At 64.1% G+C, this 26,121-nt stretch carries 23 protein-coding genes; 14 read left to right on the top strand and 9 right to left on the bottom strand.

The annotated features are described in order from the left end of the window. Positions 1-34: 34 nt before the first annotated feature. Both ispF and ispD read right to left on the bottom strand, forming a co-directional pair. Positions 35-538, bottom strand: coding sequence for a 2-C-methyl-D-erythritol 2,4-cyclodiphosphate synthase (ispF, locus tag E2K99_RS15545; protein WP_134222804.1), 504 nt, complete (start codon positions 536-538; stop codon positions 35-37). Beyond that, a complete protein-coding gene (gene ispD / locus E2K99_RS15540; RefSeq protein WP_134222803.1) occupies positions 535-1,275 on the bottom strand; it encodes a 2-C-methyl-D-erythritol 4-phosphate cytidylyltransferase in 741 nt (246 codons plus the stop codon). Before ispD ends, ispF begins: the two co-directional genes overlap by 4 nt. Before the next feature lie 197 nt (positions 1,276-1,472). Here ispD and mfd point away from each other — a divergent pair, with 197 nt between their 5' ends. From mfd to E2K99_RS15480, 12 genes are all read left to right on the top strand, one after another. Further along, on the top strand, positions 1,473-4,910 hold the full coding sequence (mfd, locus tag E2K99_RS15535) for a transcription-repair coupling factor (RefSeq protein WP_134222802.1): 3,438 nt from the start codon (positions 1,473-1,475) through the stop codon (positions 4,908-4,910). A 40-nt stretch (positions 4,911-4,950) separates the two neighbouring features. Continuing rightward, the gene (serB, locus tag E2K99_RS15530; RefSeq protein ID WP_134136032.1) at positions 4,951-5,835 is read left to right on the top strand and encodes a phosphoserine phosphatase SerB; all 885 of its coding nucleotides are present in this window, start codon (positions 4,951-4,953) and stop codon (positions 5,833-5,835) included. Positions 5,836-5,872: 37 nt separating this feature from the next. Beyond that, entirely contained in the window at positions 5,873-6,235 is a 363-nt protein-coding gene (locus E2K99_RS15525) for a DUF4870 family protein (protein WP_034337781.1), read from the top strand. A gap of 256 nt (positions 6,236-6,491) precedes the next feature. Further along, the gene (locus E2K99_RS15520) at positions 6,492-8,117 is read left to right on the top strand and encodes a methyl-accepting chemotaxis protein (RefSeq protein ID WP_134222801.1); all 1,626 of its coding nucleotides are present in this window, start codon (positions 6,492-6,494) and stop codon (positions 8,115-8,117) included. A 29-nt stretch (positions 8,118-8,146) separates the two neighbouring features. After that, complete coding sequence (locus tag E2K99_RS15515) at positions 8,147-8,614, top strand: chemotaxis protein CheW (protein WP_134222800.1); 468 nt, start codon at positions 8,147-8,149, stop codon at positions 8,612-8,614. Continuing rightward, positions 8,611-9,891: a CheR family methyltransferase gene (locus E2K99_RS15510; RefSeq protein ID WP_134222799.1), complete on the top strand. Its 1,281-nt coding sequence runs from the start codon at positions 8,611-8,613 to the stop codon at positions 9,889-9,891. The genes E2K99_RS15515 and E2K99_RS15510 overlap by 4 nt, the downstream gene beginning before the upstream one ends. Further along, a complete protein-coding gene (locus tag E2K99_RS15505; protein ID WP_134222798.1) occupies positions 9,884-10,552 on the top strand; it encodes a chemotaxis protein CheW in 669 nt (222 codons plus the stop codon). Before E2K99_RS15510 ends, E2K99_RS15505 begins: the two co-directional genes overlap by 8 nt. After that, entirely contained in the window at positions 10,549-12,861 is a 2,313-nt protein-coding gene (locus E2K99_RS15500) for a hybrid sensor histidine kinase/response regulator (protein ID WP_134222797.1), read from the top strand. Before E2K99_RS15505 ends, E2K99_RS15500 begins: the two co-directional genes overlap by 4 nt. Continuing rightward, a complete protein-coding gene (gene cheB / locus E2K99_RS15495) occupies positions 12,858-13,880 on the top strand; it encodes a chemotaxis response regulator protein-glutamate methylesterase (protein WP_134222796.1) in 1,023 nt (340 codons plus the stop codon). Before E2K99_RS15500 ends, cheB begins: the two co-directional genes overlap by 4 nt. Positions 13,881-13,905: 25 nt before the next feature. After that, the gene (locus E2K99_RS15490) at positions 13,906-14,934 is read left to right on the top strand and encodes a GGDEF domain-containing response regulator (protein ID WP_134224122.1); all 1,029 of its coding nucleotides are present in this window, start codon (positions 13,906-13,908) and stop codon (positions 14,932-14,934) included. A 75-nt stretch (positions 14,935-15,009) separates the two neighbouring features. Next, on the top strand, positions 15,010-15,465 hold the full coding sequence (locus E2K99_RS15485) for a MaoC family dehydratase (RefSeq protein WP_034331529.1): 456 nt from the start codon (positions 15,010-15,012) through the stop codon (positions 15,463-15,465). Between the two features lie 201 nt (positions 15,466-15,666). After that, a complete protein-coding gene (locus tag E2K99_RS15480; protein ID WP_205703682.1) occupies positions 15,667-17,511 on the top strand; it encodes a sensor domain-containing diguanylate cyclase in 1,845 nt (614 codons plus the stop codon). Positions 17,512-17,558: 47 nt separating this feature from the next. Here the strand turns inward: E2K99_RS15480 and E2K99_RS15475 are convergent, their stop codons facing one another. From E2K99_RS15475 to E2K99_RS15455, 5 genes are all read right to left on the bottom strand, one after another. Then, positions 17,559-18,251, bottom strand: a complete 693-nt coding sequence (locus E2K99_RS15475; protein ID WP_039785271.1) for a glutathione binding-like protein — start codon at positions 18,249-18,251, stop codon at positions 17,559-17,561. An 80-nt stretch (positions 18,252-18,331) separates the two neighbouring features. Further along, complete coding sequence (locus E2K99_RS15470) at positions 18,332-19,489, bottom strand: pyridoxal phosphate-dependent aminotransferase (protein WP_134222794.1); 1,158 nt, start codon at positions 19,487-19,489, stop codon at positions 18,332-18,334. A 63-nt stretch (positions 19,490-19,552) separates the two neighbouring features. Beyond that, the gene (locus tag E2K99_RS15465) at positions 19,553-20,074 is read right to left on the bottom strand and encodes a putative toxin-antitoxin system toxin component, PIN family (RefSeq protein WP_039785275.1); all 522 of its coding nucleotides are present in this window, start codon (positions 20,072-20,074) and stop codon (positions 19,553-19,555) included. Positions 20,075-20,085: 11 nt separating this feature from the next. Continuing rightward, the gene (locus tag E2K99_RS15460) at positions 20,086-20,370 is read right to left on the bottom strand and encodes a hypothetical protein (protein WP_034331521.1); all 285 of its coding nucleotides are present in this window, start codon (positions 20,368-20,370) and stop codon (positions 20,086-20,088) included. A gap of 227 nt (positions 20,371-20,597) precedes the next feature. Then, a complete protein-coding gene (locus E2K99_RS15455) occupies positions 20,598-22,343 on the bottom strand; it encodes a methyl-accepting chemotaxis protein (RefSeq protein WP_134222793.1) in 1,746 nt (581 codons plus the stop codon). Between the two features lie 267 nt (positions 22,344-22,610). Here E2K99_RS15455 and yaaA point away from each other — a divergent pair, with 267 nt between their 5' ends. After that, a complete protein-coding gene (gene yaaA / locus E2K99_RS15450; protein ID WP_121041951.1) occupies positions 22,611-23,387 on the top strand; it encodes a peroxide stress protein YaaA in 777 nt (258 codons plus the stop codon). Positions 23,388-23,444: 57 nt separating this feature from the next. Here yaaA and E2K99_RS15445 read toward each other — a convergent pair whose 3' ends face one another. Further along, the gene (locus E2K99_RS15445; RefSeq protein WP_134222792.1) at positions 23,445-23,849 is read right to left on the bottom strand and encodes a hypothetical protein; all 405 of its coding nucleotides are present in this window, start codon (positions 23,847-23,849) and stop codon (positions 23,445-23,447) included. A gap of 229 nt (positions 23,850-24,078) precedes the next feature. After that, entirely contained in the window at positions 24,079-24,879 is an 801-nt protein-coding gene (locus tag E2K99_RS15440; protein ID WP_134222791.1) for an outer membrane protein assembly factor BamD, read from the bottom strand. A gap of 112 nt (positions 24,880-24,991) precedes the next feature. Between E2K99_RS15440 and E2K99_RS15435 the strand changes: the two genes are divergently transcribed. Beyond that, positions 24,992-26,110: an RluA family pseudouridine synthase gene (locus E2K99_RS15435; RefSeq protein ID WP_039785279.1), complete on the top strand. Its 1,119-nt coding sequence runs from the start codon at positions 24,992-24,994 to the stop codon at positions 26,108-26,110. Positions 26,111-26,121 lie beyond the last annotated feature (11 nt).

Here is a 26,121-nt window from a genome sequence, read left to right as displayed (position 1 = left end):
CGTGCGCCTGTCGGGAACTTTCTGACGCCGCTTTTCAGCCGTTTTGCCGGTGGATCAGCACAACCGCTTCGGTCGCAATCCCCTCTTCACGCCCCAAAAAGCCCATTTTTTCATTGGTTTTGGCCTTGATATTCACTTGCCCTTCAGAAATCCCGAGGTCGGCGGCGACGTTGACCACCATGGACGGGATGTGCGGAGCCATCTTGGGCGCCTGGGCGATGATGGTGGCATCCACGTTGCCCACGGCGTAGCCGGCGGCGGCGAGGCGCTTGGCGGCTTCGCGCAGCAGCACGCGCGAGTCGGCTCCCTTGAATTGCGGATCGGTATCGGGGAAATGGCGCCCGATGTCGCCCAGCGCGGCAGCACCGAAGAGCGCGTCGGTGATGGCGTGCAGCAGGGCGTCGGCATCCGAATGGCCCAGCAGGCCCTTTTTGTGCGGGATGGTGACGCCGCCCAGGATCAGCGGGCGGCCTTCCACCAGCGCGTGGCAGTCATAGCCCTGGCCGATGCGGAAAGGGAAGGGGGAAGAAGCGTTCATGCGTGCGGACCTTTCAGGAAGAATTCAGCCAGCGCGGCGTCCTGCGCCAGCGTGACCTTCAGATTGCGGGGGTTGCCCTCCACCAGGCGCGGACGCAAGCCCAGCATCTCGATGGCGCTGGCGTCGTCGGTGATCTCGCCCAGGCGGCCTTGTTCTTGCGCCTGATGCAAGGCGCGCTGCAGCAGGGCATAGGGAAACATCTGCGGGGTCTGTGCCGCCCACAGGCCGGCGCGCGGCACGGTCTCCTGCGAGCGGGCAGGGGCGCCGCCATCGCCGCGCTTCAAGGTGTCGACGACCGGCACCGCCAGCAAGCCACCGATTTCATCGTCTGCCAGGGCATCCAGCAGGCGATCCAGCAGCGGCGAGTCCAAACCGGGGCGGGCGGCATCATGAACCAGTACCCGGTCGGCATCGGCCACCCGGTCACGGATGGCGTTGAGGCCATTGAAGACGCTGTCCTGGCGCGTCGGCCCGCCTACCCGCAGGATGCTCACGCGTTGCAAAAAATCTGGCGTCATCAGGGAATCAATCCAGCCATCCTCGGCACTGACCACCACGAAGGTATGGGCGATCCGTGGGTGGTCCGCGAAGGTCTGCAGCGCATGCAGCAGCATGGGTTTGCCTGCCAGCGGCATATATTGCTTGGGGATCTGGACGCCCATACGCGCGCCCACGCCTGCGGCGGGAATGAGCGCAAAGTGGCGGGGCGGGGAAGAAGCGGACTGCGAAGGGTTCATGCCATGCACCTGGCCCGACGCCCGCCTGGCGGCGGCTTGCGATGGGGCCTTCGTTTATAATGAGAGGCTGAATTCTAATGCCAATCCCTTGCAAGCGACCGGCATTTTGCGGCGCTGCCAGCATGGCCACCGCGGCCGTGCCTGCGCCGTTGCCTTGCTCGAATCAAGTCCAAACCAAGCCGATCCTCCCGATCCTGATGTCTTTTGACCCGAAAAAAAGCCTGCCCAAAGCAGGTGTGCGTTTCCAGCCTCCCGCCGTGCACGGTTCTGCCGATGCCTATCTGCTGGCCCAAGCCGCGCTGGCCCTCAAGGCCGAAGGCCGCATGCTGGCCGTGGTGGTGGCCGGGGCCACCGATGCCCAGCGCCTGCTGGCTGAAATCCCCTGGTTCCAGCCCAAGGAAGGCGAGCGCCTGCGTTGCCACCTGCTGCCGGACTGGGAAACGCTGCCCTATGACGCCTTCTCGCCGCACCAGGACCTGGTCTCCGAACGCCTGGCCACGCTCTATGAAGTGCAGTCCGGCCAGTGCGACCTGCTGATCGTGCCGGCCACCACAGCCTTGTTGCGCATGGCGCCGCCGCAGTTCCTGGCGGCCTATACCTTCTTCTTCAAGCAGGGCGAAAAGCTCGATGAAGGCAAGCTCAAGTCCCAGCTCACCCTGGCCGGTTACACCCACGTGGGCCAGGTCATGTCGCCGGGCGAATATTCGGTGCGCGGCGGGCTGATCGACATCTTCCCCATGGGCTCGGTGCTGCCCTATCGCCTGGACCTGTTCGGCGACACCATCGAGACCATCCGCACCTTCGACGCCGATACCCAGCGCTCGCTTTATCCGGTGCCCGAGGTACGCCTGCTGCCGGGTCGCGAATTCCCCATGGACGAGGCCTCGCGCCTGGCCTTCCGCAATCGCTGGCGTGAAGTGTTCGAGGGTGATCCGTCGCGCTCGGCCATCTACAAGGACATCGGCAACGGCATCGCCTCGGCGGGCATCGAATACTACCTGCCGCTGTTCTTCGAAGAGACGGCCACGCTGTTCCAGTACCTGCCGGCCAATGCCATGTTCGCCACCGTGGGCGACATCGAACAAGCCATCAAGCGCTTCTGGAGCGATACCCGCTCGCGTTGGACCTTCCTTCACGCCGACCGCGAGCGCCCGGTGCTGGAGCCGCGCGCCATCTACCTGGACGATGAAGATTTCTTCACCCTGCTGAAACCCCACGCCCGCTGGGTGCTCAAGACCGATGATTCGCCTTCGGCCATCTCGGCGCCGCTGCCCAACATCGCCGTGAACCGCCGCGCGGAAGATCCGCTGGTCAACCTGCGCAGCTTCCTGCTCAAGGGGGCCGAGCGCGTGCTGATCTGTGCCGAAAGCAATGGCCGGCGTGAAACCCTGCAGCAGTACTTTGCCGAATACGACCTGCATCCGGCGCTGTGCGATGACTGGAATGATTTCCTCTCCGGCAATGAGCCGCTGATGCTGGGCGTGGCCCCATTGCACGCCGGCTTCGTCACCGCCGGCGGCCTGGCGCTGATCACCGAGACCGAGCTGTACGCCGGCAGCGGCCGCCGGGTCGGCAGCCGCAAACAGCAGGCCGCCACCGATGTGGAATACATGGTGCGCGACCTGTCGGAGTTGAAGATCGGCGACCCGGTGGTCCACAGCAGCCACGGCATCGGCCGCTACATGGGCCTGGTCAGCATGGACCTGGGGGAGGGCGAGACCGAGTTCCTGCATCTGGAATACGCCAAGGAGACCAAGCTCTACGTCCCGGTGTCGCAACTGCACGTGATTTCGCGCTACTCCGGTGCCTCGCCGGAAGATGCACCGCTGCACGCACTGGGCTCCGGCCAGTGGGAAAAGGCCAAGCGCAAGGCCGCCCAGCAGGTGCGCGATACGGCCGCCGAACTGCTGAACCTGTACGCCCGCCGCGCGCTGCGCCAGGGCCATGCCTTCCAGTATTCGGCACATGACTATGAAGCCTTCGCCGACAGTTTCGGTTTTGAGGAAACCGCCGACCAGGCCGCCGCCATCAATGCCGTCATCAAGGACATGACCGGCGGCAAGCCCATGGACCGCCTCATCTGCGGCGACGTCGGCTTCGGCAAGACCGAAGTGGCCCTGCGCGCCGCCTTCGTGGCGGTGATGGGCGGCAAGCAGGTCGCCATTCTCGCGCCGACCACGCTGCTGGCCGAACAGCATGCCGCCACCTTCGCCGACCGCTTCGCCAACTGGCCGGTCAAGATTGCCGAACTGTCGCGCTTCCGCACCGGCAAGGAAGTCACGCAAGCCATCAAGGGCCTGGGCGATGGCACCATCGATATCGTCATCGGTACTCACAAGCTGCTCTCCGATGAAGTGAAGTTCTCGCGCCTGGGTCTGGTCATCATCGATGAAGAACACCGTTTTGGCGTACGCCAGAAGGAAGCCCTGAAATCGCTGCGCGCCGAGGTCGATGTGCTCACGCTGACCGCCACGCCGATCCCGCGTACGCTGGGCATGGCGCTGGAAGGCCTGCGCGATTTCTCGGTGATCGCCACCGCGCCGCAGAAGCGCCTGGCCATCAAGACCTTCGTGCGCGCCGAACAAGAATCGACCATCCGCGAAGCCTGCCTGCGCGAATTGAAACGCGGCGGCCAGGTCTACTTCCTGCACAACGAAGTGGAAACCATCGCCAACCGCAAGGCCGCGCTGGAGCAACTTTTGCCGGAAGCGCGCATCGGCGTGGCGCACGGTCAGATGCACGAACGCGACCTGGAGAAGGTGATGCGCGACTTCGTGGCGCAGCGCTTCAACATCCTGCTCTGTACCACCATCATCGAGACCGGCATTGACGTGCCGACTGCCAACACCATCATCATGCATCGCGCCGACAAGTTCGGCCTGGCGCAGCTGCACCAATTGCGCGGCCGCGTCGGCCGTTCGCACCACCAGGCTTATGCCTACCTGCTGGTGCAGGATGTGCAGGGCTTGTCCAAGCAGGCGCAGCGCCGGCTGGAGGCGATCCAGCAGATGGAGGAACTGGGCAGCGGCTTCTATCTCGCCATGCACGATTTGGAAATTCGCGGTGCCGGCGAAGTGCTGGGCGATCACCAGTCGGGCGAGATCCACGAGATCGGTTTCCAGATGTATTCGGACATGTTGAACGAAGCCGTGCGTGCCCTGAAGGATGGACGCGAACCGGACCTGGCCGCGCCGCTGTCGACCACCACCGAGATCAACCTGCATGCGCCTGCGCTGCTGCCCAATGACTTCTGCGGCGACGTGCATGAGCGTCTGTCGCTCTACAAGCGCTTCGCCAACTGCGAGAAGGCCGATGCGATCGACGCCTTGCAGGAAGAACTGATCGACCGCTTCGGCAAGCTGCCCGATGCGGCCAAGGCCCTGATCGAAACGCACCGCCTGCGCATTGCGGCCAAGCCGCTGGGCATCATCAAGATCGATGCCCATTCCGAAGCGGCGCTGCTGCAGTTCGTTCCCAATCCGCCGATCGACGCCATGCGCATCATCGAGCTGGTGCAGAAGAATCGCCAGGTCAAGCTCAATGGCCCCGACAAGCTGCGCATCACGGCCAACATGCCGGACCTGAATGCCCGCGTGCAGCAGGTCAAGGCGACCATGAAGGCACTCACCGGTTGAGTGCTCTTCTGGCCGCACTACAACGAATCCCATCGCACCCATGAATCAACAGAACAACATGAACCTGATCCTGCAAGCCCCCAAGCAACACGCCGTGCCGTCTTCCGCCATCGAGTCCATCGCTGCCCTGGCCGGTGGCCGCGCCGAGCGCATTGCAGATGACCGCGTACCGGATGCCGATGCCTGGCGTGTGGCGGGCGTGAGCCAGAGCGATGCGCTCAAGGCCAGCATCGATGCGGCTTGCCTGCAGGCGCGCCTGGACTATGCCTTCATCGACGAGGGCCGCAAGCTGTCCGATTTCCGCCTGGTGGCCATGGACATGGATTCCACCCTCATCACCATCGAATGCATCGACGAGATCGCCGACATGCAGGGCTTGAAACCGCAGGTGGCCGAGATCACCGAAGCCGCCATGCGCGGCGAGATCGAGTTCAACGAAAGCCTGACCCGCCGCGTGGCATTGCTCAAGGGGCTGGACGCAGGCGCGTTGCAGCGTGTCTATGATGAGCGCCTGCAATTGTCGTTGGGTGCGGAAAACATGCTCAAGGCAGTGCAGGCCGCCGGCCTCAAGACGCTGCTGGTCTCAGGCGGATTCACCTTCTTCACCGACCGCATGAAGGCGCGCCTGAACCTGGACTACACCCACGCCAACACGCTCGAAGTGGCCGACGGCAAGCTCACCGGCAAGGTGGTCGGCGGTATCGTCAATGCCGACGAGAAGCGTGCAACGGTGGAGCGCATCTGCCGCGAGATCGGTGCCGAACCAAGCCAGGCCATCGTCATGGGCGATGGCGCCAATGACCTGCGCATGATGGGCATCTCGGGCCTGTCGGTGGCCTTCCGCGCCAAGCCGGTGGTGCGTGCCCAGGCCAGCGTGGGCTTGAATTTTGTGGGCTTGGACGGCATCTTGAACCTGCTGGCCTGACGTCGGGGCCGGCTTCCCCCTCATTTCAGGAGACGCGATGAACCAGGAACTGGTATTCGACCCACAGACCCAGACCGGCCGTGACCTGGTCTGGTGGCTCTACCTGGCGCATGCCGCCTGCCTGGTGTTTTCGCTGGGCATGCTGTCGTGGCTGCCCCTGATCGTCAATTACCTCAAGCGCGGCGACGTGCGCGATACCTTCCTTTACACCCACCATCGCTGGCAGATCCGCTCCTTCTGGTGGTACCTGTTCTGGCTGTTCGCCGGCGGCGTGCTGTGGGCGACGGTGATCGGAATCCCGGTGGCGATTCTGGTGTTCTCGCTGGCCTGGATCTGGAAAGCCTACCGCCTCATCAAGGGCTTCCTCGACCTGCAGGACAACAAGCCCATGCCGGTGTGATCCCGCCATCGGCTGACGCACTCAAGCGGCACCTGCGGGTGCCGTTTTTATTTCCTTCAGGCAAAGAATCATTGCGCAAGGGATAATAGTGATATTGAAAGATTTCAATGATAATCTCGAAGTATTACTAGGCCGCACTAATCCACAACCGATCGCACTAGATGGCCCGGGTTAGCCACAGGCGAACTTTCGTTCATGCGCACCTCACGAAGGCGCGCCAGGGCGGGGTGCTCATTCCAAAGGGGGAAAACTGCGCATGAAGAACTGGACGATCAAGCAACGCATCCTCGGGAGCTTCGGGCTCATCCTGCTGCTGATGGCACTGATGGCCGGGATTTCGGCGGTCAACCTTGGCCACATCGAGAAGGGGGCGACGGCGCTGCGCAACGACTCCACCCCCGGTCTCTACTACAGCACCCAGATCAACGCTGCGTGGTACGAAAACCTGCTGATGACCCAGCAGATCATTCAGATCGATGCCAATGATGCCGAGCGCCAGGCTGACCTGGCACTGCTGCGCCGCAACGCCGAGCGCCTCGACCGCTTGCAGGAAGATTACGACAAGACCATCTTCAGCGATGCTGACCGCAAGCTCTTCGAGCAATTCAAGGAGACGCGGCAGAAATACCGTGCCGTCGTCAGCGAGGTGCTGAAGATGGACTTCAGCCAGCGCGCCCCGATCGACAAGATCGTCAACGAGCAGATTCGTCCGCAATGGCGTACCGGCTATCAACTGACGCAGCGCATGGTCGAGACCAACAAGGGCATCGCCGACGACGCCGCCCAGCGCATCGGCGATGCCGTCAACTCGGCCCAGTTCACCCTGATGAGCGCGCTGATGGCAGCGCTGCTGGTGGCGCTGGTGTGCGGCTTCTTCCTGATGCGCGCCATCAACGAGCCGCTGCAGAAGCTCATGGGCCTGCTCGACATCATGCGCTCGGGCGATTTCTCGCGTCGCGTGGAGCTGGACCGCAAGGATGAGTTTGGCGTGCTGGGCAACGGCTTCGACCGCATGACCGATGAGCTGACCGCGCTGGTTTCGCAGGCGCAGAAGTCCTCGGCTCGCGTGGCGACGTCGGTCACCGAGATCGCTGCCACGGCCCGCCAGCAACAGGCCACCGCCGCCGAAACGGCTGCCACCACCACCGAGATCGGCGCGACCTCGCGCGAGATCCATGCAACCTCGCGTGACCTGGTGCGCACCATGAATGAAGTGTCGGTGGTTTCTGAACAGACTTCGGCGCTGGCCGGCAGCGGCCAGGCGGGCCTGACCCGCATGGGCGACACCATGCAGAACGTGATGGATGCGGCCGGTTCGGTCAGCGCCAAGCTGGCCATCCTCAACGAGAAGGCGGGCAACATCAACCAGGTCGTGACCACCATCACCAAGGTGGCCGACCAGACCAACCTGCTGTCGCTGAACGCCGCCATCGAGGCCGAGAAGGCCGGCGAACATGGCCGCGGCTTCTCGGTGGTGGCCACCGAAATCCGCCGCCTGGCCGACCAGACTGCCGTGGCGACCTACGACATCGAAGTCATGGTCAAGGAAATTCAGTCGGCCGTGGCAGCCGGCGTGATGGGCATGGACAAGTTCTCCGACCAGGTGCGGCGCGGCATGCAGGATGTGCAGACCGCCGGCAGCCAGTTGTCGCAGATCATTGCCCAGGTGCAGGCACTCGCACCGCGCTTCCAGATCGTCAACGAAGGCATGCAGGCCCAGGCCAGCAGCGCCGAGCAGATCAACCAGGCGCTGGTGCAGCTCTCCGAAGCGGCCCAGCAGACCGTGGAGTCGCTGCAGCAATCGAGCCAGGCCATCGACGAACTGAACGTGGTCTCCAATGAATTGCGCAATGGCGTCTCGCGCTTCAAGGTGACGGACTGAGCGCCGCACCGGTCCCGCCCAGCGTGCTCATGAGCCAGTCCCTGCATCTGCTGTTTTCCCTGGGGGAAGAGCGCTATGCCTTGCCCACCGCCGAGGTGGCAATGGTATTGCCGCTTTCCCCCTGCAAATCGCTGCCCGGCGCACCCGCATGGGTAGCCGGGCTGCTGCCGTATGGCAGCGGCCACGTGCCGGTGATCGACCTGTCCATGCTGGCGCTCGGTCATCCCGCTCCGGCGCGCGTGAGTACGCGCCTGGTGCTGGTGCATTACCGCCACGCGCAGGCGCTGCCGGTGCTGCTGGGCCTGATCCTGCCGCAGGCCACCGACACGCTGCGCCTTGATCCGGCCCACTTCACGCCGGCCGCCGTCCGCAATGAGGGAGCCCCCTACCTCGGGCCTGTCATGCCGTATCAGGGCGGACTGCTGCAGCGGGTGCAAGTGGGCGACCTGCTCGACCCGGCTACGCGCGCCTTGCTCTACCCGGAGGTGCCGGCATGAAGAGCCTGCCGCTGATCGCCGACAAGCTCAAGGCCGTCATGGGCCTGGACATGGCCACCGTCGGCAGCAGCCTCATCGAACGGGTGGTGCGCGAGCGCATGGCGGCGCTGGGCATCGCGGACGATGGCCACTATCTGGCACGGCTGCAGGGGTCGGCCGCCGAGTTGCAGGCCCTGATCGAACTGGCCGTGGTGCCGGAGACCTGGTTCTTCCGTGACCGTGAAGCCATTTTCGCCGTGGCGCGGCTTGCGCGGGAGCGGCTGCTTTCGCAGCCCGATGTGCCGGTGCGTATCCTGAGCCTGCCATGCTCCACTGGCGAAGAACCGTATTCGGTCGCGATGGCCCTGCTGGAGGCGGGCGTCATGCCGTCGCAGTTCGTCATCGACGCTTATGATATTCGTACCCGCTCGCTGGAGATCGCGGCGGCCGGTGTCTATGGCCGCAATTCCTTCCGGGGACAGGCCCTGGGTTTCCGGGATCGCCATTTCATGACGGTGGAGCAGGGCTGGCAACTGCAGGAAGCGATCCGGCGCCAGGTGCGCTTTGCGCCCGGCAATCTGCTGGCACCGGATTTGCTGCGGCAGGCTGCGCCTTACGATTTCATCTTTTGTCGCAACGTGCTGATCTACTTCGAGCGCGAGGTGCAGCGCCAGGTGGTGAGCCTGCTGGAAAGCCTCATGAAACCGGATGCCGTGATCTTCGTCGGCCCCGCCGAAGGCGGACTGATGCTCAGTCCGCGTCTGGAGTCGGCCGGCATTGCACTGGCCTTCGGTTTCCGCAAGCGCGTGGCGGTGGAGAAACCGGCCTGGCGCGAGACGGTATTGGCAGCAGCGCAGCCGCTGTTGGCTGCGCCTGTTCCGGCACGCCGGGCGCGTCCGGCCGCGTCGGCGTTGGCCGCTGACTCAGGAATCAACGCCTTCGCTGCGCCCGTGCCAGCACCGCTGTCAGCAAGCAGCCAGCCCTTGCTGCAGCGTGCCCGCTCGCTGGCCGATGCAGGGCAGTTCGCGCAAGCCGCTGCCTTATGCGAACAAGCCATCGAAGAGCAGGGGCCGAGCGCAGACGCTTTCTATCTGCAGGGACTGATCCACGATGCCGGCGGTGATGCCGGGCAGGCCCAGCGTTGCTACCGCAAGGTGCTGTATCTGGCACCGCAGCACCAGGCGGCTTTGCTGCAACTGGCCGCCCTGCTGCAGGCGCAAGGTGATACCGCCGGAGCCGAGCGCCTGCGCCAGCGCGCCAGCCGTGTGACGACGACCGAGGAGCCGCATCATGGCTGAGCCGACGCTGACCCCGCCGCACGCGCCCCTCGAGGATTGCTGGAACCGCATCGGCACCAAGGGCGACGGCAGCTGCCCTGAACTGGCGCATCACATCCGCTGCCTGAACTGCCCGACTTTCGCGCGTGCCGCCTTGCAGCAGCTCGATCGGGTGGCGGCATCCCGCGAGGTGGCGCAGCAGTGGGCGCGCGCCGGTGCGGCCGAGGAAGATCAGGAAGATCGCACCGTGCTGGCGTCGGCCCTGGTGGTGCGCATTGCCGGTGAGTGGCTGGCGATTGCCACGTCCGTGGTGCAGCAAGTCGCCGGGAGCCGGCCCCTGCACAGCTTGCCGCACCAGCGCAACACCGCCATTGCGGGCGTTGTGAACATTCGCGGCAGCCTGCGCATCTGCGTCTCGCTGGCCCGGGTGTTCCAGCTGCCCGATGACACGTCGGCCCCGCATCTGCTGGTGGCGGCGCATGAAGGGCAGATCCTGGTGTTCCCGGTGGAAGAGGTGGCCGGGGTTCATCGCTATGCAGATGAAAGCCTGGCCCCGGTGCCGACCACGCTGGCCCAGGCGGCCATCCAGTACACGCGCGGCATGGTGGAGTGGCGCGGTCGTCCCATCGGCCTGCTCGACCACGAATTGCTGTTCTACGTACTCAACCGGAGCATGACATGAGTACGCCCGATCTGAGCCAGATGTCCATGCTGGACCTGTTCCGCTTCGAGGCGGAAAGCCAGATTGCCCAGCTCAATACCAGCCTGCTGGCGCTGGAGCAGCAACCGACGGCGGCCGAGCATCTGGAAGCCTGCATGCGTGCCGGCCATTCGCTCAAGGGCGCAGCCCGCATCGTCGGCCTGGAAACCGCCGTCAAGGTAGCCCACGTGCTGGAGGACTGCTTCGTCCTGGCGCAACAGGGCAAGCTGCGGCTGGAGAAAAAACATATCGATGTGCTGCTGCGCGGGGCCGATCTGCTGGGACGGATCGCCTCGCCACCGGACGGCGACGAAACCTGGGTCGACCACGCCGGCAGCGCCGAGGTACAGGCTTTCCTGCAAGCCTTGCCGGCCGTGATGAGTGGTGCGGATGCCGATCCCTGGCCTGCGCCCTCGGCCGCACTGCAGGAGGCCTTCGCCGCCGAGGCGGCCCCGCAGCCACCAGCGCCGGTACCGTCGGCCGCAGCGATGGAGCCGCCACAGCCCGCCGCGAGCGCATCCATCGTCAACCAGACTGCTGCCGCGCGCGCCGTGCGCGTCAGTGCGGACAGCCTGGACCGGCTCCTGAGCCTGACCGGCGAATCGCTGGTGGAGTCGCGCCGCCTGAAACCCTTCTCGGCCAGCATGCTGCGCATGAAGCGCGTGCAGCGCGAGGCCGTGCAGGCACTGGACCTGCTGCAACAGAAGCTGGCCGCCAGCCAGCTCGACGAATTCGCCCAGACTACGCTGGCCGAATTGCGCGCGCTGATGCAAACCAACCAGCAACTGCTGGGTGAACAATTGATTGCGCTGGATGCCTTCGACCGGCGTTCGGTCAATCTCTCGCAACAACTGTATGACGAGGCGCTGGCCTGCCGCATGCGGCCCTTTGCCGATGGCACCGCCGGCTTTGCGCGCATGGTGCGCGACGTCGGCAATGCGCTGGGCAAATCGGTGCGGCTGGACATCAGCGGCACCGCCACCCAGATCGACCGCGATATTCTTGAAAAGCTGGAAGCACCGCTCGGCCACCTGCTGCGCAACGCGGTGGACCACGGCATTGAGGACGGCAGCACGCGCCGTGCGGCCGGCAAGCCGGAGCAGGGTGTGGTGCGGCTGGAGGCAAGGCACAGTGCGGGCATGCTGTTGATCGAGGTGGCCGATGATGGTGCGGGCATCGATCTGGACGCATTGCGCCGCACGGTGGTGATGCGCGGCCTGGCGACCCAGGACATTGCCGAGCGCCTGTCGGACGCAGAATTGCTGGACTTTCTGCTCTTGCCCAGCTTCAGCCTGCGCGAGACCGTCACCGAGATTTCCGGACGCGGGGTCGGTCTTGATGTGGTGGCGGACATGCTCAAGCAGGTCCGCGGCACGATCCGTATCACCACACGGCCGGGGCAGGGCAGTCGTTTCCTGCTGCAGTTGCCGCTGACGCTGTCGGTGATTCGCAGCCTGCTGGTGGAGATCGCCGGTGAACCTTATGCGTTTCCGCTGGCCTACGTAAATCGGACCTTGCGTTTGCCGGCCGAGGCCCTGCAGACCCTCGAAGGCTACCAGCACTTCAGCCACGCCGGCCGTCAGGTCGGCCTGGTCAGTGCGCACCAGGTGCTGCAACGTGGCCAGTGGCGCGTCCGAGACGGCAGTGTCTGCGTGGTGGTGATCGGCGAGGAGGAACACAGCTACGGCATCGCGGTCGATGCCTTCCTGGGCGAGCGCATGCTGGTGGTGCAACCGCTGGATGCACGCCTGGGCAAGATTCCCGACATCCTGGCCGGTGCGCTGATGGAAGATGGCGCGCCCTTGCTGATCCTGGACGTGGCCGACTTGCTGCGCACGGTGGAAAAGCTCACCGCCTCGGGACGGCTGCAGACGGTCGACGCGGATCCTGCCGGTGCGGCGGCTGTGGCGGTGCGCAAGAAAGTACTGGTGGTGGACGATTCACTCACCGTGCGCGAACTGGAACGCAAGCTGCTGACCAACCGGGGCTATCAGGTCACGGTGGCAGTGGATGGCATGGATGGCTGGAATGCCGTGCGTGCCGAGCATTTCGACCTGGTCATCACCGATATCGACATGCCGCGCATGGATGGCATCGAGCTGGTCACCCTGATACGCGGCGCGCCGCAATTGCAGGCGTTGCCGGTGATGATCGTGTCGTACAAGGACCGTGAAGAGGATCGGCAGCGTGGCCTGGCAGCCGGGGCCGATCATTATTTCACCAAGAGCAGTTTCCATGATGAAAGCCTGTTGCAGGCGGTCATGGATTTGATTGGAGAGGCGACAACGTGAAGATCGGCATTGTCAACGACACCCCCATGATGGTGGAAGTGCTACGCCGGGTGATTGCCGAGAGTGGCCGCCACGAATTGATCTGGATCGCCCGCGATGGCGAACAGGCGGTGCAGATGTGCGCCTGGCAGTTGCCCGATGTGGTGCTGATGGACCTGCTCATGCCCAAGATGGATGGCGTGGAAGCCACCCGCCGCATCATGCAGGACACCCCGTGCCCGATCCTGGTGGTGACCTCCGACATGGACACCAGCGCCGCCAAGATCTATGAAGCCATGGGCTATGGCGCGCTCGATGCCACCCAGACCCCGGCGCTCATCGGCGCGGCCGGCAAGCGCGATGCGGCGGCGTTGATCGAGAAGATCGACCAGCTCGGCTGGCTCAGCCCGGACGACATGGCCGCCCCCGTGCGCCTGCCGCTGCGTCCGCTGGCCCCGAATCTCCAGGGCGACCTGGCTCCGCTGGTGGCCATCGGGGCGTCGGCCGGCGGACCGGCCGCGCTGTCGGCCCTGCTCAAGCAGGTACCGCGTGAATTCCCCGGCAGCATCGTGATCGTGCAGCACATCGATGCCGCCTTCGCGCCCGGCATGGCGCAGTGGCTGCAGCAGCAGTCGGTGCTGCGCGTGCGCCTGGCGGTCGAAGGCGATCTGCCGCGCCGGGGTGAAGTCCTGCTGGCGGGCAGCAATCATCATCTCGTCTTCAAGGAGGGCAGCCGTCTCGCGTATGTCGCGGGCGCGCCCACGGATGTCTACCGGCCCTCGGTGGACGCGTTTTTCCATAGCATCGTGCGCCATTGGGATGGCAAGGCCACCGGCGTGCTGCTGACCGGCATGGGCCGCGATGGCGCAGCGGGCCTGAAGGCCCTGCGCGACAACGGCTATCACACCCTGGCGCAGGATCAGAAGAGCTGCGCCGTCTACGGCATGCCCAAGGCCGCCGTAGCGCTCAACGCCGCCGTCGATGTGCTGCCGGTCAGTGCCATGGCGGCACGGCTGCAGGCGCTGCTGGCCGGGGCGTGACGCAACTGAAATGAAGGAAAGCATGATGAGTTCGGTGCAAGCAACCGACACCCCGGGTGGCGGCCCCGTATTGCCCGCCGACGACTACAAGATCATGGTGTTGCTGGTGGATGACCAGGCCATGGTCGGCGAGGCGATCCGCCGCGCCTTGGCCAAGGAAGAGAACATCGACTTCCATTTCTGCACCCGTGCCGATGAAGCCCTGGCCGTGGCCGAGAAGACCCGTCCCACGGTGATCCTGCAGGACCTGGTGATGCCGGGCGTGGATGGCATGACCCTGGTGCGCCAGTACCGTGCCAGCGCGGTGCTGGCCAACGTGCCGATCATCGTGCTGTCCTCGCGCGACGATGCCGAAATCAAGCGCGATGCCTTCGCCGGCGGTGCCAACGATTACATGGTCAAGTTGCCCGATGTGATCGAACTGGTGGCGCGGCTGCGCTATCACTCGCGCTCCTACATCAACCTGCTGCAGCGCGATGCGGCCTACCGCGCGCTGCGCGAGAGCCAGCAGCAGCTGCAGAAGAGCAATTTCGAGCTGCAGCGCCTGACCAACACCGATGGCCTGACCGGCATCGCCAACCGCCGCTATTTCGACGACTACCTGGGCGCTGAATGGCGCCGCGCCCGGCGTGACGGACTGCACCTGTCACTGCTGCTGATCGACGTCGATTTCTTCAAGCTGTACAACGACAACTATGGTCACGTCGCCGGCGATGCGGTGCTGCGCCGGGTCGCGCAAACGCTCGATGAAAGCATCCAGCGTCCGGCCGACCTGTCGGCCCGTTTCGGCGGCGAGGAATTTGCCATGATCCTGCCGCGCACGTCGCTGGAAGGAGCGCAGGCCCTGGGCCAGAAGCTGTGCCAGCTGATTGAGGCGAACCAAGTCCCGCATGAGCGCTCCAAGGTGAGCGCCTGGCTGACCGTAAGCATCGGTGCGGCTACCATGGTACCGGCACCGGAGCAGGACATCCGCGAACTGATCGAGATGGCCGACCGCCGTCTCTACCTGGCCAAGCAGCAGGGCCGCAACCGGGTGGTCTGGCAGGATGGCTGAACGGACAAGACAAAAAAGGCAGCGTGCGTCACCTGCGCGCCGGCCACACGATAACGACAAGGGAAGGAAACCAGCATGCGCATCATCGCCAGCCTGGAAGAACTGAAATCGCTGGCAGGCCAGGAAGTGGCCACCAGCGAATGGATTGCCGTCACCCAAGAACAGGTGGACCGCTTTGCGGAGGCCACCGGCGACCATCAATGGATCCACGTCGACCCTGAGCGCGCGGCCCGCGAGCTGCCCTACGGTGGCACGGTGGCGCACGGATTCCTGACACTGGCGCTGCTGCCGCGCCTGCTGTCGGAATCCATCAGCCTGGGGCCGGATGTACGCATGCTGCTCAATTACGGCCTGAATCGCGTACGCTTCCCGGCACCCCTGCCGGTGGGCCGAAAAGTGCGCGGCATCATCCGCCTGGAATCCACCGAGGACATCCCCGGTGGCGTGCAGCTGGCCTGGCGCATTACCGTGGAATGTGAAGGGTCCGACAAGCCCGTTTGCGTGGCGGAATTCCTGGTGCGCCGCTACTAGGCGAATCGCTCCACCTGACTGCGCGCATCCTCGCAGAAGCTCATGCAGAGTGTGGCCTGATGGCATCGTCCTTGCCTGTCAGCACGGTTATTCGTGCGGGGCTGGATGAGAAACTGCCACGCATTGTCATAAGGTGCTAATGTCCATCCATACAGCGGCGCATCCGGTGTCGCCGCTGCGTCCTTGCCGATCCTGTTTCTCATGATGTCAGAACGCCCGCCCGTACAGGTTGACGCCGATGCCGAGTTCTACCGGAAGGCGCTCGCCTTCAACAACCTGACGCTGTCCTACATTGCCCGCGGTGCGCCGCTGGAGCAATTGCTGGACCGCATCGCCAGCGGTTTTTCGGGCAGCTATCCGCAACGCGCGCTGGCCATCTTCCTGTTCGATCCCCAGGCCCGCCGCCTGCAAGTAGGTGCCGCCCCGCGCGTGGCGCCGGCTTTCCTGGCCGAGCTGACGGCGCTGGCGGTGGACGATCCCGACACCCCGCAGTTCTGGCATGCCCTGACGGCCCTGGCGGCACGCCATGAACGCTCCCTGCTGGAAATGCTGCCGCTGCGTTCCTTCGCCGGCGAGGTCGCCGGCATCCTGACCATCTGCGCCGCCAACGATGCGCCGGGCGACGCCTCCCATCTGGAGCAGGCGTACCGCGACACCGTGGGCGCGGCCGTGTCGATGGCCATGCTGGCGATCGAGCGCTCCCTGGTGCCGGTCCATGCGCGGGTCAAGAGCGATCCGCCCGGCGAGGCCGACGAGCGCATGGCGCTGGCCATCGAGGGTAGCGGTACCGGCATCTGGGACCGCAATGCCGTCACCGGCGAGATGTATTATTCGCGCGGCTGGAAAGCCATTCTCGGCTACGAGGACTGGGAGCTTTCCAGCCATCTGCAGGATGCCTACCAGCGCATTCACCCGGATGACCTGCCTTATGTGCAGGAGACCATTCGCCAGCATTTCGCCTCCCGTTCCGATACTTACCAGGTCGAGCACCGCATCCGCTGCCGCGATGGCAGCTACAAATGGATCAGCAGCCGCGGCAAGGTGGTGGCACGCGATGCCGAGGGCAATGCGCTGCGCATGATCGGCACCACCACCGACATCACCGAGGTGCGGCGACTGACCGAGAAGCTGGCCAAGAGCAGCCGCATGCTCGATTACCTGACCAGTGAAATTCCCGGCATGGTATTCCAGTTCCGCGTGCCGCCGGGCGAGCGGGGTTACTTCACCTACGTCAGCGAAGGCGCGCGCGAAACCTACGGGCTCACCCCCCAGCAGTTGCTGGAAACACCCGTCATCATCGATACCGTCATTCATCCTGAAGACATGCCGCTCTATGAAGCGGCGCGTCAGGCGGTGCTGGCTGGTGCTTCGCACTGGATGCTGGAGTTCCGCGTGATCACCCCCGGCAACGGTGTGCGCTGGCTGCGCGGCCAGGCACGGCCGCGCCGGCTGGAGGATGGCACGACGCTGTGGCATGGCTTCATCAGCGACATCAGCGAAAGCAAGGCCTTCGAACTGGAACTGCAGGAATTCGCCCTCACCGATTACCTCACCCAGCTGCCCAACCGCCGTTTCTTCATGCAACGCCTGCAGGACGAGTACAACCGCCTCCAGCGCGGCGTGCTCGACACGGCCGCGGTACTGATGTGCGACCTGGATCATTTCAAGCGCATCAACGACAGTCTCGGTCACGCCGTCGGCGACCAGGTCCTGAAGCATTTTGCGCAAGTGCTCAAGAGCCAGCTGCGCAAGACCGACACCGCCGGACGGCTGGGGGGAGAGGAGTTCGCGGTGATCCTGGCCGGTGCCAATCTGCACGCCGCGGCCGAATTCGCCATGCGCCTGCAGGCCAGCTTTGCCAGCCAGCCCATGCTGCATGAGGGCAGGGAAGTGGAAGTGGAAGTGACGCTGTCGATCGGCATCGCGCTCATGCAAAGCGATTGCGCCGGCCAGGAGCAGGTCCTGCGTGCCAGCGACGATGCCCTTTATCGCGCCAAGGAAAAAGGGCGCAACCGTTTCGAGTTTGCGCCCTTTGCTTGTCCCTGATGCGGTTGCCGCAGGCGGGCCGGGTAGCCGCCCGCGGCAATGTACGATCAGCGTTTCTCGTACTGGCTTTTTCCGAACAGCAATTCCTTGGCCTTGTCATCGTGCAGCGGCTTGCGCTTGTCGGCCAGCACGGTCACGCCGCGCTGCACCGCCGGACGTGCGCTGATGGCATCGAACCAGCGCTGGACGTTGGGGAAGTCCGCCAGATCGATGCCCTGGTTCTTGTGCGAACGGGTCCACGGGAAGCAGGCGATATCGGCGATGGTGTAGTTCTCGCCAGCCAGGTAGGCGTGCTGGCCGAGCTGCTTGTCCATCACCTGGTACAGGCGGCGCGCTTCGTTGCTGTAGCGGTTCACGGCGTATTCGATCTGCTCCGGCGCATACAGTCGGAAGTGGTGCGCCTGGCCCAGCATCGGCCCCAGGCCACCCATCTGGAACATCACCCATTGCAGCACTTCATACTTCTCACGCACGGTCTCGCCGAGGAAGCGCCCGGTTTTGCCCGCCAGGTAGATCAGGATGGCACCGGACTCGAACAGCGAGATCGGCGCACCGTCCGGACCATCGGGATCGACGATGGCGGGGATCTTGTTGTTGGGCGAGATCTTGAGGAATTCGGGCGTGAACTGGTCACCGGCACCGATATCGATGGCATGCGCGGTGTAGGGCAGGCCGCACTCCTCCAGCATGATGTGAACCTTGTGGCCGTTGGGCGTAGCCCAGCTGTAGACGTCGATCATGGCGTTCCTTTTTTGCGTGTCGTGTTGAGGGGGGAAGTCACGTTACGGAAAATATATAAACGATTTGCGCACCAGTCGTGTTACAGCTTGGCCAGCCGGTCCAGCGCCAGTTGCAGCGTTTCATCCTTCTTGGCGAAGCAGAAGCGCACGATGCCCGATTCCCTGGGCGTGTTGTAGAAGGCCGAGACCGGAATGGCGGCCACGCCGATTTCACTGGTGAGCCACTTGCAGAAGTCGGCTTCGGACTGGTCCGAGATGGCGTCGTACTTCACGCACTGGAAATAGGTGCCTTGCGAGGGCAGCAATTCGAACCGGGTGTTGGCCAGTCCTGCGCGGAAAAGGTCACGTTTCCTCTGGTAAAACGCCGGCAAATCCAGGTACGGTGCCGGGTTCTTCATATACTCGGCCAAGCCATACTGCACCGGCGTGTTGACGGTAAAGACGTTGAACTGGTGCACCTTGCGGAATTCGGCAGTCAGCGCAGCGGGGGCCGCCACATAGCCGACCTTCCAGCCGGTGACGTGATAGGTCTTGCCGAAGCTGGAATTGATGAAGCTGCGCTCAGCCAGCTCCGGATGGCGCGCCAGCGATTCATGCGGCTGGCCATCGAAGACCATGTGCTCATAGACTTCGTCGGAGAGGATCAGGATATCGGTGCCGCGCACGATCTCGGCCAGCGCGGCCACGTCGGATGCGCGCATGACGCTGCCGGTCGGGTTGTGCGGGGTGTTGACCATGATCATGCGGGTCTTGGGCGTGACCGCTGCGCGGACCTTGTCCCAGGGGATGCTGTAACCCGCCGCGCCCACTTCCATCTGCACGAACACCGGCACGCCACCGGCCAGCTCGATGGCCGGCACGTAGCAGTCATAGACCGGCTCAATCACGATCACTTCGTCACCCGGATGCACCGCGCACAGCACCGAGGTCAGGATGCCCTGGGTGGCACCGGCCGTGACGGTGATCTCGGAGACCGGATCATAGCGATGGCCGTAGAGCCGCTCCACCTTGGCGGCGATGGCTTCGCGCAGCGGCAGCACGCCGGCCATGGGCGGGTACTGGTTCAGGCCGTCCTGCATGGCGCGGGTGACCGCATTCACCAGGGCCGGGTCGCAATGGAAATCGGGGAAGCCCTGTCCCAGGTTGACCGCGCCTTTTTCGCTGGCCAATGCAGACATGACGGTGAAGATGGTAGTGCCCACCTTGGGCAGCTTGGTGACGATGTTGGGGGTGCTCATTGCAGCGGGCTCGTTCTTGTGATGATCGCAAGCCCGCTATTCTAGCCGCATTCGCGGCGGCCTTCAGATGGCCGCATCAAGGAAGGCATCGGCGCGCCAGAGCTGGGGCGGCACGATGGCAAACAGGCCGCGCTTGACGGTGCGCTTGCCGAGCTTCAGGACGGCCTTGTCCTTGCTCACCAGCACGTGGGCCTGGCATTGCAGCGCCAGTTCGAGGAATTTCTGGTCGTCGCGATCGGTGCAGACGGGCAAGCCGAACGTATTGACCTGGGCCAGCGGCAGACACCGCAGCAGGCGGTCGAATTCAGCGCAGATCGCGGGTTTGGTCTCGGGGGTGACCGGCAGATGCGGATAATCCAGCACGGCCAGCCACTCGCTGCGGCAATCCTCGCGGGTGTAAGCCTCTACGGTTCCTTGTTCCAGCGCGGCCTGCAGCGCCGCCCAGCGTGGATCGCGGAAGACGAACAGGTCCAGGCAGACATTGGTGTCCAGCACCACCCGCTGACGGCCGGCGGGGACGTCAGCGGGTGTGCCGGAGGGAAAGGACGGTGCAGGGGAGAGAGAAGGTGTTGCCTGGATGCTCATTGAATTGAAAACTAGTTGTCGATGCCACGTTGTCCGGGTAGCGGCGCTTCCTGCTTGCCGAAGAGCTCGCCACCGGCTTCGAGCGCATCATACCCCTGATCGGTGACGCGCCAGAAATTGTGCATGTCGACCGCCGCCAGGCCGCGATCATAGAGCAGGCGCAGATGATGCAGGATCACCTCCGGGGCCACCTGCCCGGGCAGGGCACTCTGGATCTTTTCCACGTCGCCGTAGAGGGTGCCGAAGGATGCCAGTTGCTTCAGGATTTCGCCCATGAGGGCTTTGTCGCGTTTCATGATGTCCTCCTTGCCGATGGCCGGCGGGATCAGGCGGGCAGCCTGTGCAATTCGTCTTGCTCGTTCACCATGGACAGCGAAATGCCGGCAAAGTGCCGACAGACTGCCCCTGCAAGAGCACCGGTTGACTGCAACAGTGCGCTCCTGACAGCTTGCATGCTGCCAGTCTTGTTGATTAACGGCAAGTCCGCTGTCCAACTTGAACAGGCCTTCATCCCCCGGCCGGCTCAGAATTGTTCCCAGTCTCCCTCCTCCGCGGACGGGGCCTTGGCCGCCTTGCCGGCCTTGGGTGCAGGGGCGGCTGGCAGTGCCGGTGCCGCTGCGGCTGTGCGGACGGCCGGCTTGGGTTGCGGCCGGGGCTGAGGTTTGGGCGACAGTGCAGCAGACCGCGCAGCCACCGGGGCCGCCTGTGCAGTGGCATGGGCGCGCTCCAGCTTGAATACGCTCACCAGTTCCGACAGCCTGCCCGCCTGGTCCTGCAGCGAGCCGGCCGCCGCTGCGGCCTGTTCCACCAGCGCGGCGTTCTGCTGGGTCACCTCATCCATCTGGGTGATGGCCAGGTTGACCTGCTCGATGCCATTGCTTTGCTCGGAACTGGCGGCGGTGATCTCGCTGACGATGTCGGTGACGCGGCGCACGCTGGCGACCACTTCGGTCATGGTGCTGCCGGCTTGCTCCACCAGGCGGCTGCCGGTATCGACCTTGGCCACGGAATCATCGATGAGGGTCTTGATCTCCTTGGCGGCGGCCGCCGAGCGCTGCGCCAGCGAGCGCACTTCGGAGGCCACGACCGCGAATCCGCGGCCCTGTTCGCCCGCGCGGGCCGCTTCCACGGCGGCGTTCAGCGCGAGGATGTTGGTCTGGAAGGCAATGCCGTCGATGACGCTGATGATGTCCACGATCTTGCGCGACGAGGCATTGATCGCCCCCATGGTATCGACTACCTGCGACACCACGCTGCCCCCTTGGGTCGCCACGTCGGAAGCCGAATGCGCCAGCTGGTTGGCCTGGCGGGCATTATCGGCATTCTGCTTGACGGTGGAGGTGATCTCTTCCATGGCCGAGGCGGTTTCCTCCAGGGAGCTGGCCTGCTGCTCGGTACGGCTGGAGAGGTCGAGATTGCCGCTGGCGATTTCGCGGGAGGCGGTATTGATGGTGTCTGTTCCTTCACGAACCTGCGTCACGATACGCAGCAGGCTGTCGTTCATGGCCTTCAGCGAGCCCATCAGGCGGCCGGTTTCGTCACGTCCGGCAGGCTGGATATGTACCGTCAGGTCGCCTTCGGCCACCCGCTCGGCCACGTGCATGGCTTCCTGCAAGGGGCGCGAGACGATCCGGGCCACCCAGGTCGCCAACAGCAGGCCCAAGCCGATGCAGGCGGCCAGCAGTACGCCGATCAGCAGGCGGGAATTTTCATAGCGGACCTGGGCATCGTGGTCGGTATTCTCGCTGGCGTCGATATTGATGGCCACGGCTTTGTCCATGTTGTCGAACAGACGCAGGTAGACCGGCGTGATCTGTTTCATCAGCAGCTCGCGTGCGGCATCGATCTGTTGCCCGCGGACCAGTTTGGCCAGGTCCTGATGCTGTTTGGTGAAGACTGCCAGATCGCTCTTGATGGCCGTGAAATAGGTACGTTCGTCGGGCATGTTGACCAGCGGCTCGTACTTGTCGAGCGCCTTGTTGAGCCCGGCCAGCATGTCGCCGATGACCTTTTCATTGGCTTCCACGTTGGCCTCGTTGCCGGGCAGCAGGTGCTGCAGTTGCACGGTGCGAATGCGGGCCAGTGCCACCTTGGCTTCCAGTGGATAGCGCACGCTGGGCAGGGAATTGGTCGCAATCTCGGTGGACGCATCGTTGACGCGCGAGAGTTGCACGATGGAAAACACCCCCAGCACGCCAGTCAGCAGCAGGATGGTGGCGAAGGTCAGGAGCAGCTTGCGGGCGATGCGCAGATCGTAGAACCAGTTCATGGCGTTTCCTTGGTGTGGGATCAGATGGGATGCGGCGCGGCAATGCAGGCGGGGGCTCGGGCGATGGATGGCGGGCAGCAGCGGATTGCCATTTACGTCCAATGCTTCAGTGTAGGAGCCGGGTGCCAGGGATCAAAGCCCCAACAGCCGGGCTTTTGTTGTCCAAATTTTCATATCGGCTCCAAACCAGGCTACCGCACGCAAGCGCCGCGCTTTGGGTATCATGGCGGCCACCTTGTCCCAACCTGATCATTGGATGAACGCCTCATGCTGATTGTTTTGTCTCCCGCCAAATCGCTGGACTACGACACACCGCCCACCACGGACCTCCACACCACACCGGCCTTCGTGCCGCGCTCGGCGGAACTGATCGAGGTCCTCAAGACCAAGTCGCCCGCCGAGATCGGCAGCCTCATGGGCATCTCCGACCAGTTGTCGGTGCTCAACGTGAACCGCTATGCCAGCTGGTCGCGCAAGTTCACCACCAAGAACGCCAAACAGGCGGTGCTGGCCTTCAACGGCGATGTGTACGAGGGGCTGGATGCGGGCTCGCTCAAGGCCAAGCAGCTCGACTACCTGCAGAACCACGTGCGCATCCTGTCGGGCCTGTACGGCATGCTGCGTCCGCTGGACCTGATGCAGCCGTATCGCCTGGAGATGGGCACCAAGCTGGCCAATCCGGGCGGCAAGGATCTCTATGCCTTCTGGGGCAACGAGATCACCGAAGCGCTCAATGACGAACTGGCGGCACAGAAGACGCCGGTGCTGGTGAACCTGGCTTCGGAGGAATACTTCAAGGTGGTCAAGCCCAAGCTGCTCAAGGCGCAGGTGATCTCGCCCGTGTTCGAGGACTGGAAGGGCGGCAAGTACAAGATCATTTCCTTCTACGCCAAGCGGGCGCGCGGCCTGATGGCGCGCTATGCGGCCGAGAAGAACATCAGCCAGCCGGAAAAGCTGAAGGCCTTCGACGTCGAAGGCTATGCCTTCGCGCCGGAAGCCTCCAGCGAGAGCAGCTGGGTGTTCCGCCGCAAGCTGGAAGGCTGAGCGGCACGCGGCGGTGCCGGAGCGGAGCTGCGCGCTTGAGCGCAGCGGCTGGGCAGCTCAGGCCTCGGGCGGAGTGGTCGCAGTCTGCGATCGGGCCGTCTCCCGCGCCACCAGTTGCCAGCTGCGCTGAGCGCCGAAGCCCAGGAAGAGCATGAAACTGAGGTACATCAGCAGGAAGCTCCAGAAGATTGCATCGACCTGGGAGGCCGCTGCCGTGCCGTAGCAGGCACCCGCGCAGCGAGCGGGCGGGGAAATCATGCCGATCAGGTACAGGCCGACGAAGGTGGTGGAGATGCTGCCCAGGATGCTTGCCGTCAACAGCCCCGCCGCACGCTTGAGCGTGAAGATGCGGTCTTGGGTGCGTTGATGGATGTGCTTCATGCGATTGACGAAGAAGCCGATGACGGCCAGCGGCGGCAGCGCCAGGCCGGCCGCGACGGCAGTGAGAAGTCCGTTGCTCATGGTGTTGTTTTTTCTGATCTTCTGTTGAAGGGGGCCGGGACACGGTCTCACGCTGCCCTGTCTGGCGAGCGACCCGCGCGCAATTCGCTGGGGCAGGCGATCGGCAAGATAGACCGCCCGCCCGAAGCCGCGTTCACTTCACTCCAAACGAAAATGCCGCCCGGTTCATCACCGGGCGGCATTTTTTCATCAGCACACGATCGTCAGATCTGCGTGGCAATGGCTTCCATTACCAGACCTTCCACCACGGCTTGGCCTTCTGCTTGGGACCGCCGTTGTACCAGGGGCTGTTGGGGTAGGTGGCCTGGATGATGCGTTCGGTATCTTCCTTCAGCTTGGTCTGGCCCAGGGCTTCGTAGGAGCGCATCAGGATGAACAGCGCCTCTTCATTGGCCGGGGAGTCCGGATACTGCTTGATGGCCGCTTGCGCACGGTTGGCGGCCGACACGTAGGCACCACGGCGGAAGTAGTAGTTGGCCACGTGGACGTCGTACTGGGACATGGCATTGACCAGGTATTTCATGCGGGCAATGGCGTCCGGGGTGTACTTGCTTTCCGGGAAACGTTCGGCCAGCAGCTTGAACGAATCGAAGGCGTCACGCATGGCCTTGGGATCGCGCTCGGTGTTGTCCTGGTCGGTGAAGGTGTCGAAGATGCTGGTGCGATCATTGAAGTTGATCAGGCCACGCAGGTAATACATGTAGTCGACATTGGGGTGGTTCGGGTGCAGCTTGATGAAGCGGTCCACCGCAGCCAGGCCTTGTGCCTGCTCGTTCTGGCGGTAGTAGGCGTAGGCGATGTCCATCTGCGCCTGCTGGGCGTAGGTGCCGAACGGGTAGCGCGATTCCAGCTTCTCGAAATACTTGATGGCCTTGTCGTAGCCGCCGGCATTCAGTTCATCCTTGGCTTCCGAGTATAATTTCGAGGCAGACCAGCCGACCGTCTCGTCTTTTTGTTCCGGCAAGAGGCCGCAGGCGGTGAGCGAGAGGGCAAAACCGATGATGAAGAACTTCAATAAGATTTTGTGCATGACTCTTGTGTGCTTGTCTGGGACTATCAGTTGTGCATGGCGCTGAGCGCCTACCCGAGCCGGCTGCATCGATACCCGAAATACAATCAACCCGATCCGGCGATTATAGCTGATGTCACGTAAGAAACCCCTTCCGATTACAAATGGCGATGAGCCTGTAAAGACCGACCTCCCGCTGGAGGACGATTTCGATGACGGCGAGCAAGCCGGCGACGAAAGCGTCTCCGGCCTGGAGCCCCTGAGTTTCCGCCTGGATGACGAGGTCATCGGCCAGCGGCTGGACAAGGTTCTGTCCGGCCTCATGCCCGAATTCTCGCGCAGCCGCATCCAGCAATGGATCGAAGACGGCCACGTCACCGTCGACGGCGCGCCCGCCAAGGGCAAGATGACCATGCTGGGCGACGAGCTGGTGGAGGTGGCACCGCAATCGGTGCCGGCCGACCAGCCCTATGCCCCTGAAGCCATGGCGCTGGACATCCTGCACGAGGACAAGTCCATCATCATCCTCAACAAGCCTGCCGGCCTGGTGGTGCATCCGGCGGCCGGCAACTGGAGCGGCACGCTGCTCAACGGCCTGCTGCATCATTGCCCGGGCCTGGCCAACGTGCCGCGCGCCGGCATCGTGCACCGGCTGGACAAGGAAACCAGCGGCCTGATGGTGGTGGCCAAGACCCTGGCCGCGCAGACCGACCTGGTGCGCCAGTTGCAGGCACGCAGCATGAAGCGCCAGTATCTGGCCCTGGTGTGGGGGCTGCCGCAGCTCTCCGGCACCATCAACGCGCCGATGGCACGCCATCCGCGCGACCGCATCAAGATGGCCGTGTCGCAAAGCATGCGCGCCAAGCCGGCGGTGACCCATTACCGGCGCCTGGCCACCGGCGAGATCGACCGCAAGCCGGTCAGCCTGGTGCATTGCCGCTTGGAAACCGGCCGTACCCACCAGATCCGCGTGCACCTGCAGTCGCTGGGTTTCGCGCTGGTGGGCGATGCGCTCTATGGCAAGCAGCACCTGGCCTCGGTCTTCCCGCGCCAGGCCCTGCTGGCCGGGCGCCTGGGCCTGGTGCATCCGACTTCGGGCAAGTTCCGCCAGTGGGCCGCGCCTTTGCCGGCGGATATCGAAGCCCTGCTCAAGAGCGCCAACATCGATCCGGCCCTGGCGGTGATCCCCGAGATGAGCGAGGAAGCCGATCCGGTCCTGGGCGACTATGACGAAGACGATGACGACTATTGAGCGAGCCCGTC

This window comes from Herbaspirillum huttiense (assembly GCF_004367745.1).
GTDB lineage: Bacteria > Pseudomonadota > Gammaproteobacteria > Burkholderiales > Burkholderiaceae_D > Herbaspirillum > Herbaspirillum huttiense.
Note: the sequence above shows the minus strand (reverse complement) of the source record. Positions and strands in the feature narration are given on the sequence as shown.

What these genes read in the sequence shown, in the direction of transcription:
- ispF (WP_134222804.1), bottom strand. Translation starts at nt 538, where the DNA reads ATGAACGCTTCTTCCCCCTTCCCTTTCCGCATCGGCCAGGGCTATGAC.
- E2K99_RS15470 (WP_134222794.1), bottom strand. Translation starts at nt 19,489, where the DNA reads ATGAGCACCCCCAACATCGTCACCAAGCTGCCCAAGGTGGGCACTACC.
- E2K99_RS15455 (WP_134222793.1), bottom strand. Translation starts at nt 22,343, where the DNA reads ATGAACTGGTTCTACGATCTGCGCATCGCCCGCAAGCTGCTCCTGACC.
- E2K99_RS15485 (WP_034331529.1), top strand. Translation starts at nt 15,010, where the DNA reads ATGCGCATCATCGCCAGCCTGGAAGAACTGAAATCGCTGGCAGGCCAG.
- E2K99_RS15465 (WP_039785275.1), bottom strand. Translation starts at nt 20,074, where the DNA reads ATGAGCATCCAGGCAACACCTTCTCTCTCCCCTGCACCGTCCTTTCCC.
- yaaA (WP_121041951.1), top strand. Translation starts at nt 22,611, where the DNA reads ATGCTGATTGTTTTGTCTCCCGCCAAATCGCTGGACTACGACACACCG.
- ispD (WP_134222803.1), bottom strand. Translation starts at nt 1,275, where the DNA reads ATGAACCCTTCGCAGTCCGCTTCTTCCCCGCCCCGCCACTTTGCGCTC.
- E2K99_RS15435 (WP_039785279.1), top strand. Translation starts at nt 24,992, where the DNA reads ATGTCACGTAAGAAACCCCTTCCGATTACAAATGGCGATGAGCCTGTA.
- E2K99_RS15515 (WP_134222800.1), top strand. Translation starts at nt 8,147, where the DNA reads ATGAGCCAGTCCCTGCATCTGCTGTTTTCCCTGGGGGAAGAGCGCTAT.
- E2K99_RS15460 (WP_034331521.1), bottom strand. Translation starts at nt 20,370, where the DNA reads ATGAAACGCGACAAAGCCCTCATGGGCGAAATCCTGAAGCAACTGGCA.
- E2K99_RS15520 (WP_134222801.1), top strand. Translation starts at nt 6,492, where the DNA reads ATGAAGAACTGGACGATCAAGCAACGCATCCTCGGGAGCTTCGGGCTC.
- E2K99_RS15475 (WP_039785271.1), bottom strand. Translation starts at nt 18,251, where the DNA reads ATGATCGACGTCTACAGCTGGGCTACGCCCAACGGCCACAAGGTTCAC.
- E2K99_RS15505 (WP_134222798.1), top strand. Translation starts at nt 9,884, where the DNA reads ATGGCTGAGCCGACGCTGACCCCGCCGCACGCGCCCCTCGAGGATTGC.
- E2K99_RS15525 (WP_034337781.1), top strand. Translation starts at nt 5,873, where the DNA reads ATGAACCAGGAACTGGTATTCGACCCACAGACCCAGACCGGCCGTGAC.
- E2K99_RS15480 (WP_205703682.1), top strand. Translation starts at nt 15,667, where the DNA reads ATGATGTCAGAACGCCCGCCCGTACAGGTTGACGCCGATGCCGAGTTC.
- E2K99_RS15510 (WP_134222799.1), top strand. Translation starts at nt 8,611, where the DNA reads ATGAAGAGCCTGCCGCTGATCGCCGACAAGCTCAAGGCCGTCATGGGC.
- E2K99_RS15490 (WP_134224122.1), top strand. Translation starts at nt 13,906, where the DNA reads ATGAGTTCGGTGCAAGCAACCGACACCCCGGGTGGCGGCCCCGTATTG.
- E2K99_RS15440 (WP_134222791.1), bottom strand. Translation starts at nt 24,879, where the DNA reads ATGCACAAAATCTTATTGAAGTTCTTCATCATCGGTTTTGCCCTCTCG.
- serB (WP_134136032.1), top strand. Translation starts at nt 4,951, where the DNA reads ATGAATCAACAGAACAACATGAACCTGATCCTGCAAGCCCCCAAGCAA.
- E2K99_RS15500 (WP_134222797.1), top strand. Translation starts at nt 10,549, where the DNA reads ATGAGTACGCCCGATCTGAGCCAGATGTCCATGCTGGACCTGTTCCGC.
- E2K99_RS15445 (WP_134222792.1), bottom strand. Translation starts at nt 23,849, where the DNA reads ATGAGCAACGGACTTCTCACTGCCGTCGCGGCCGGCCTGGCGCTGCCG.
- mfd (WP_134222802.1), top strand. Translation starts at nt 1,473, where the DNA reads ATGTCTTTTGACCCGAAAAAAAGCCTGCCCAAAGCAGGTGTGCGTTTC.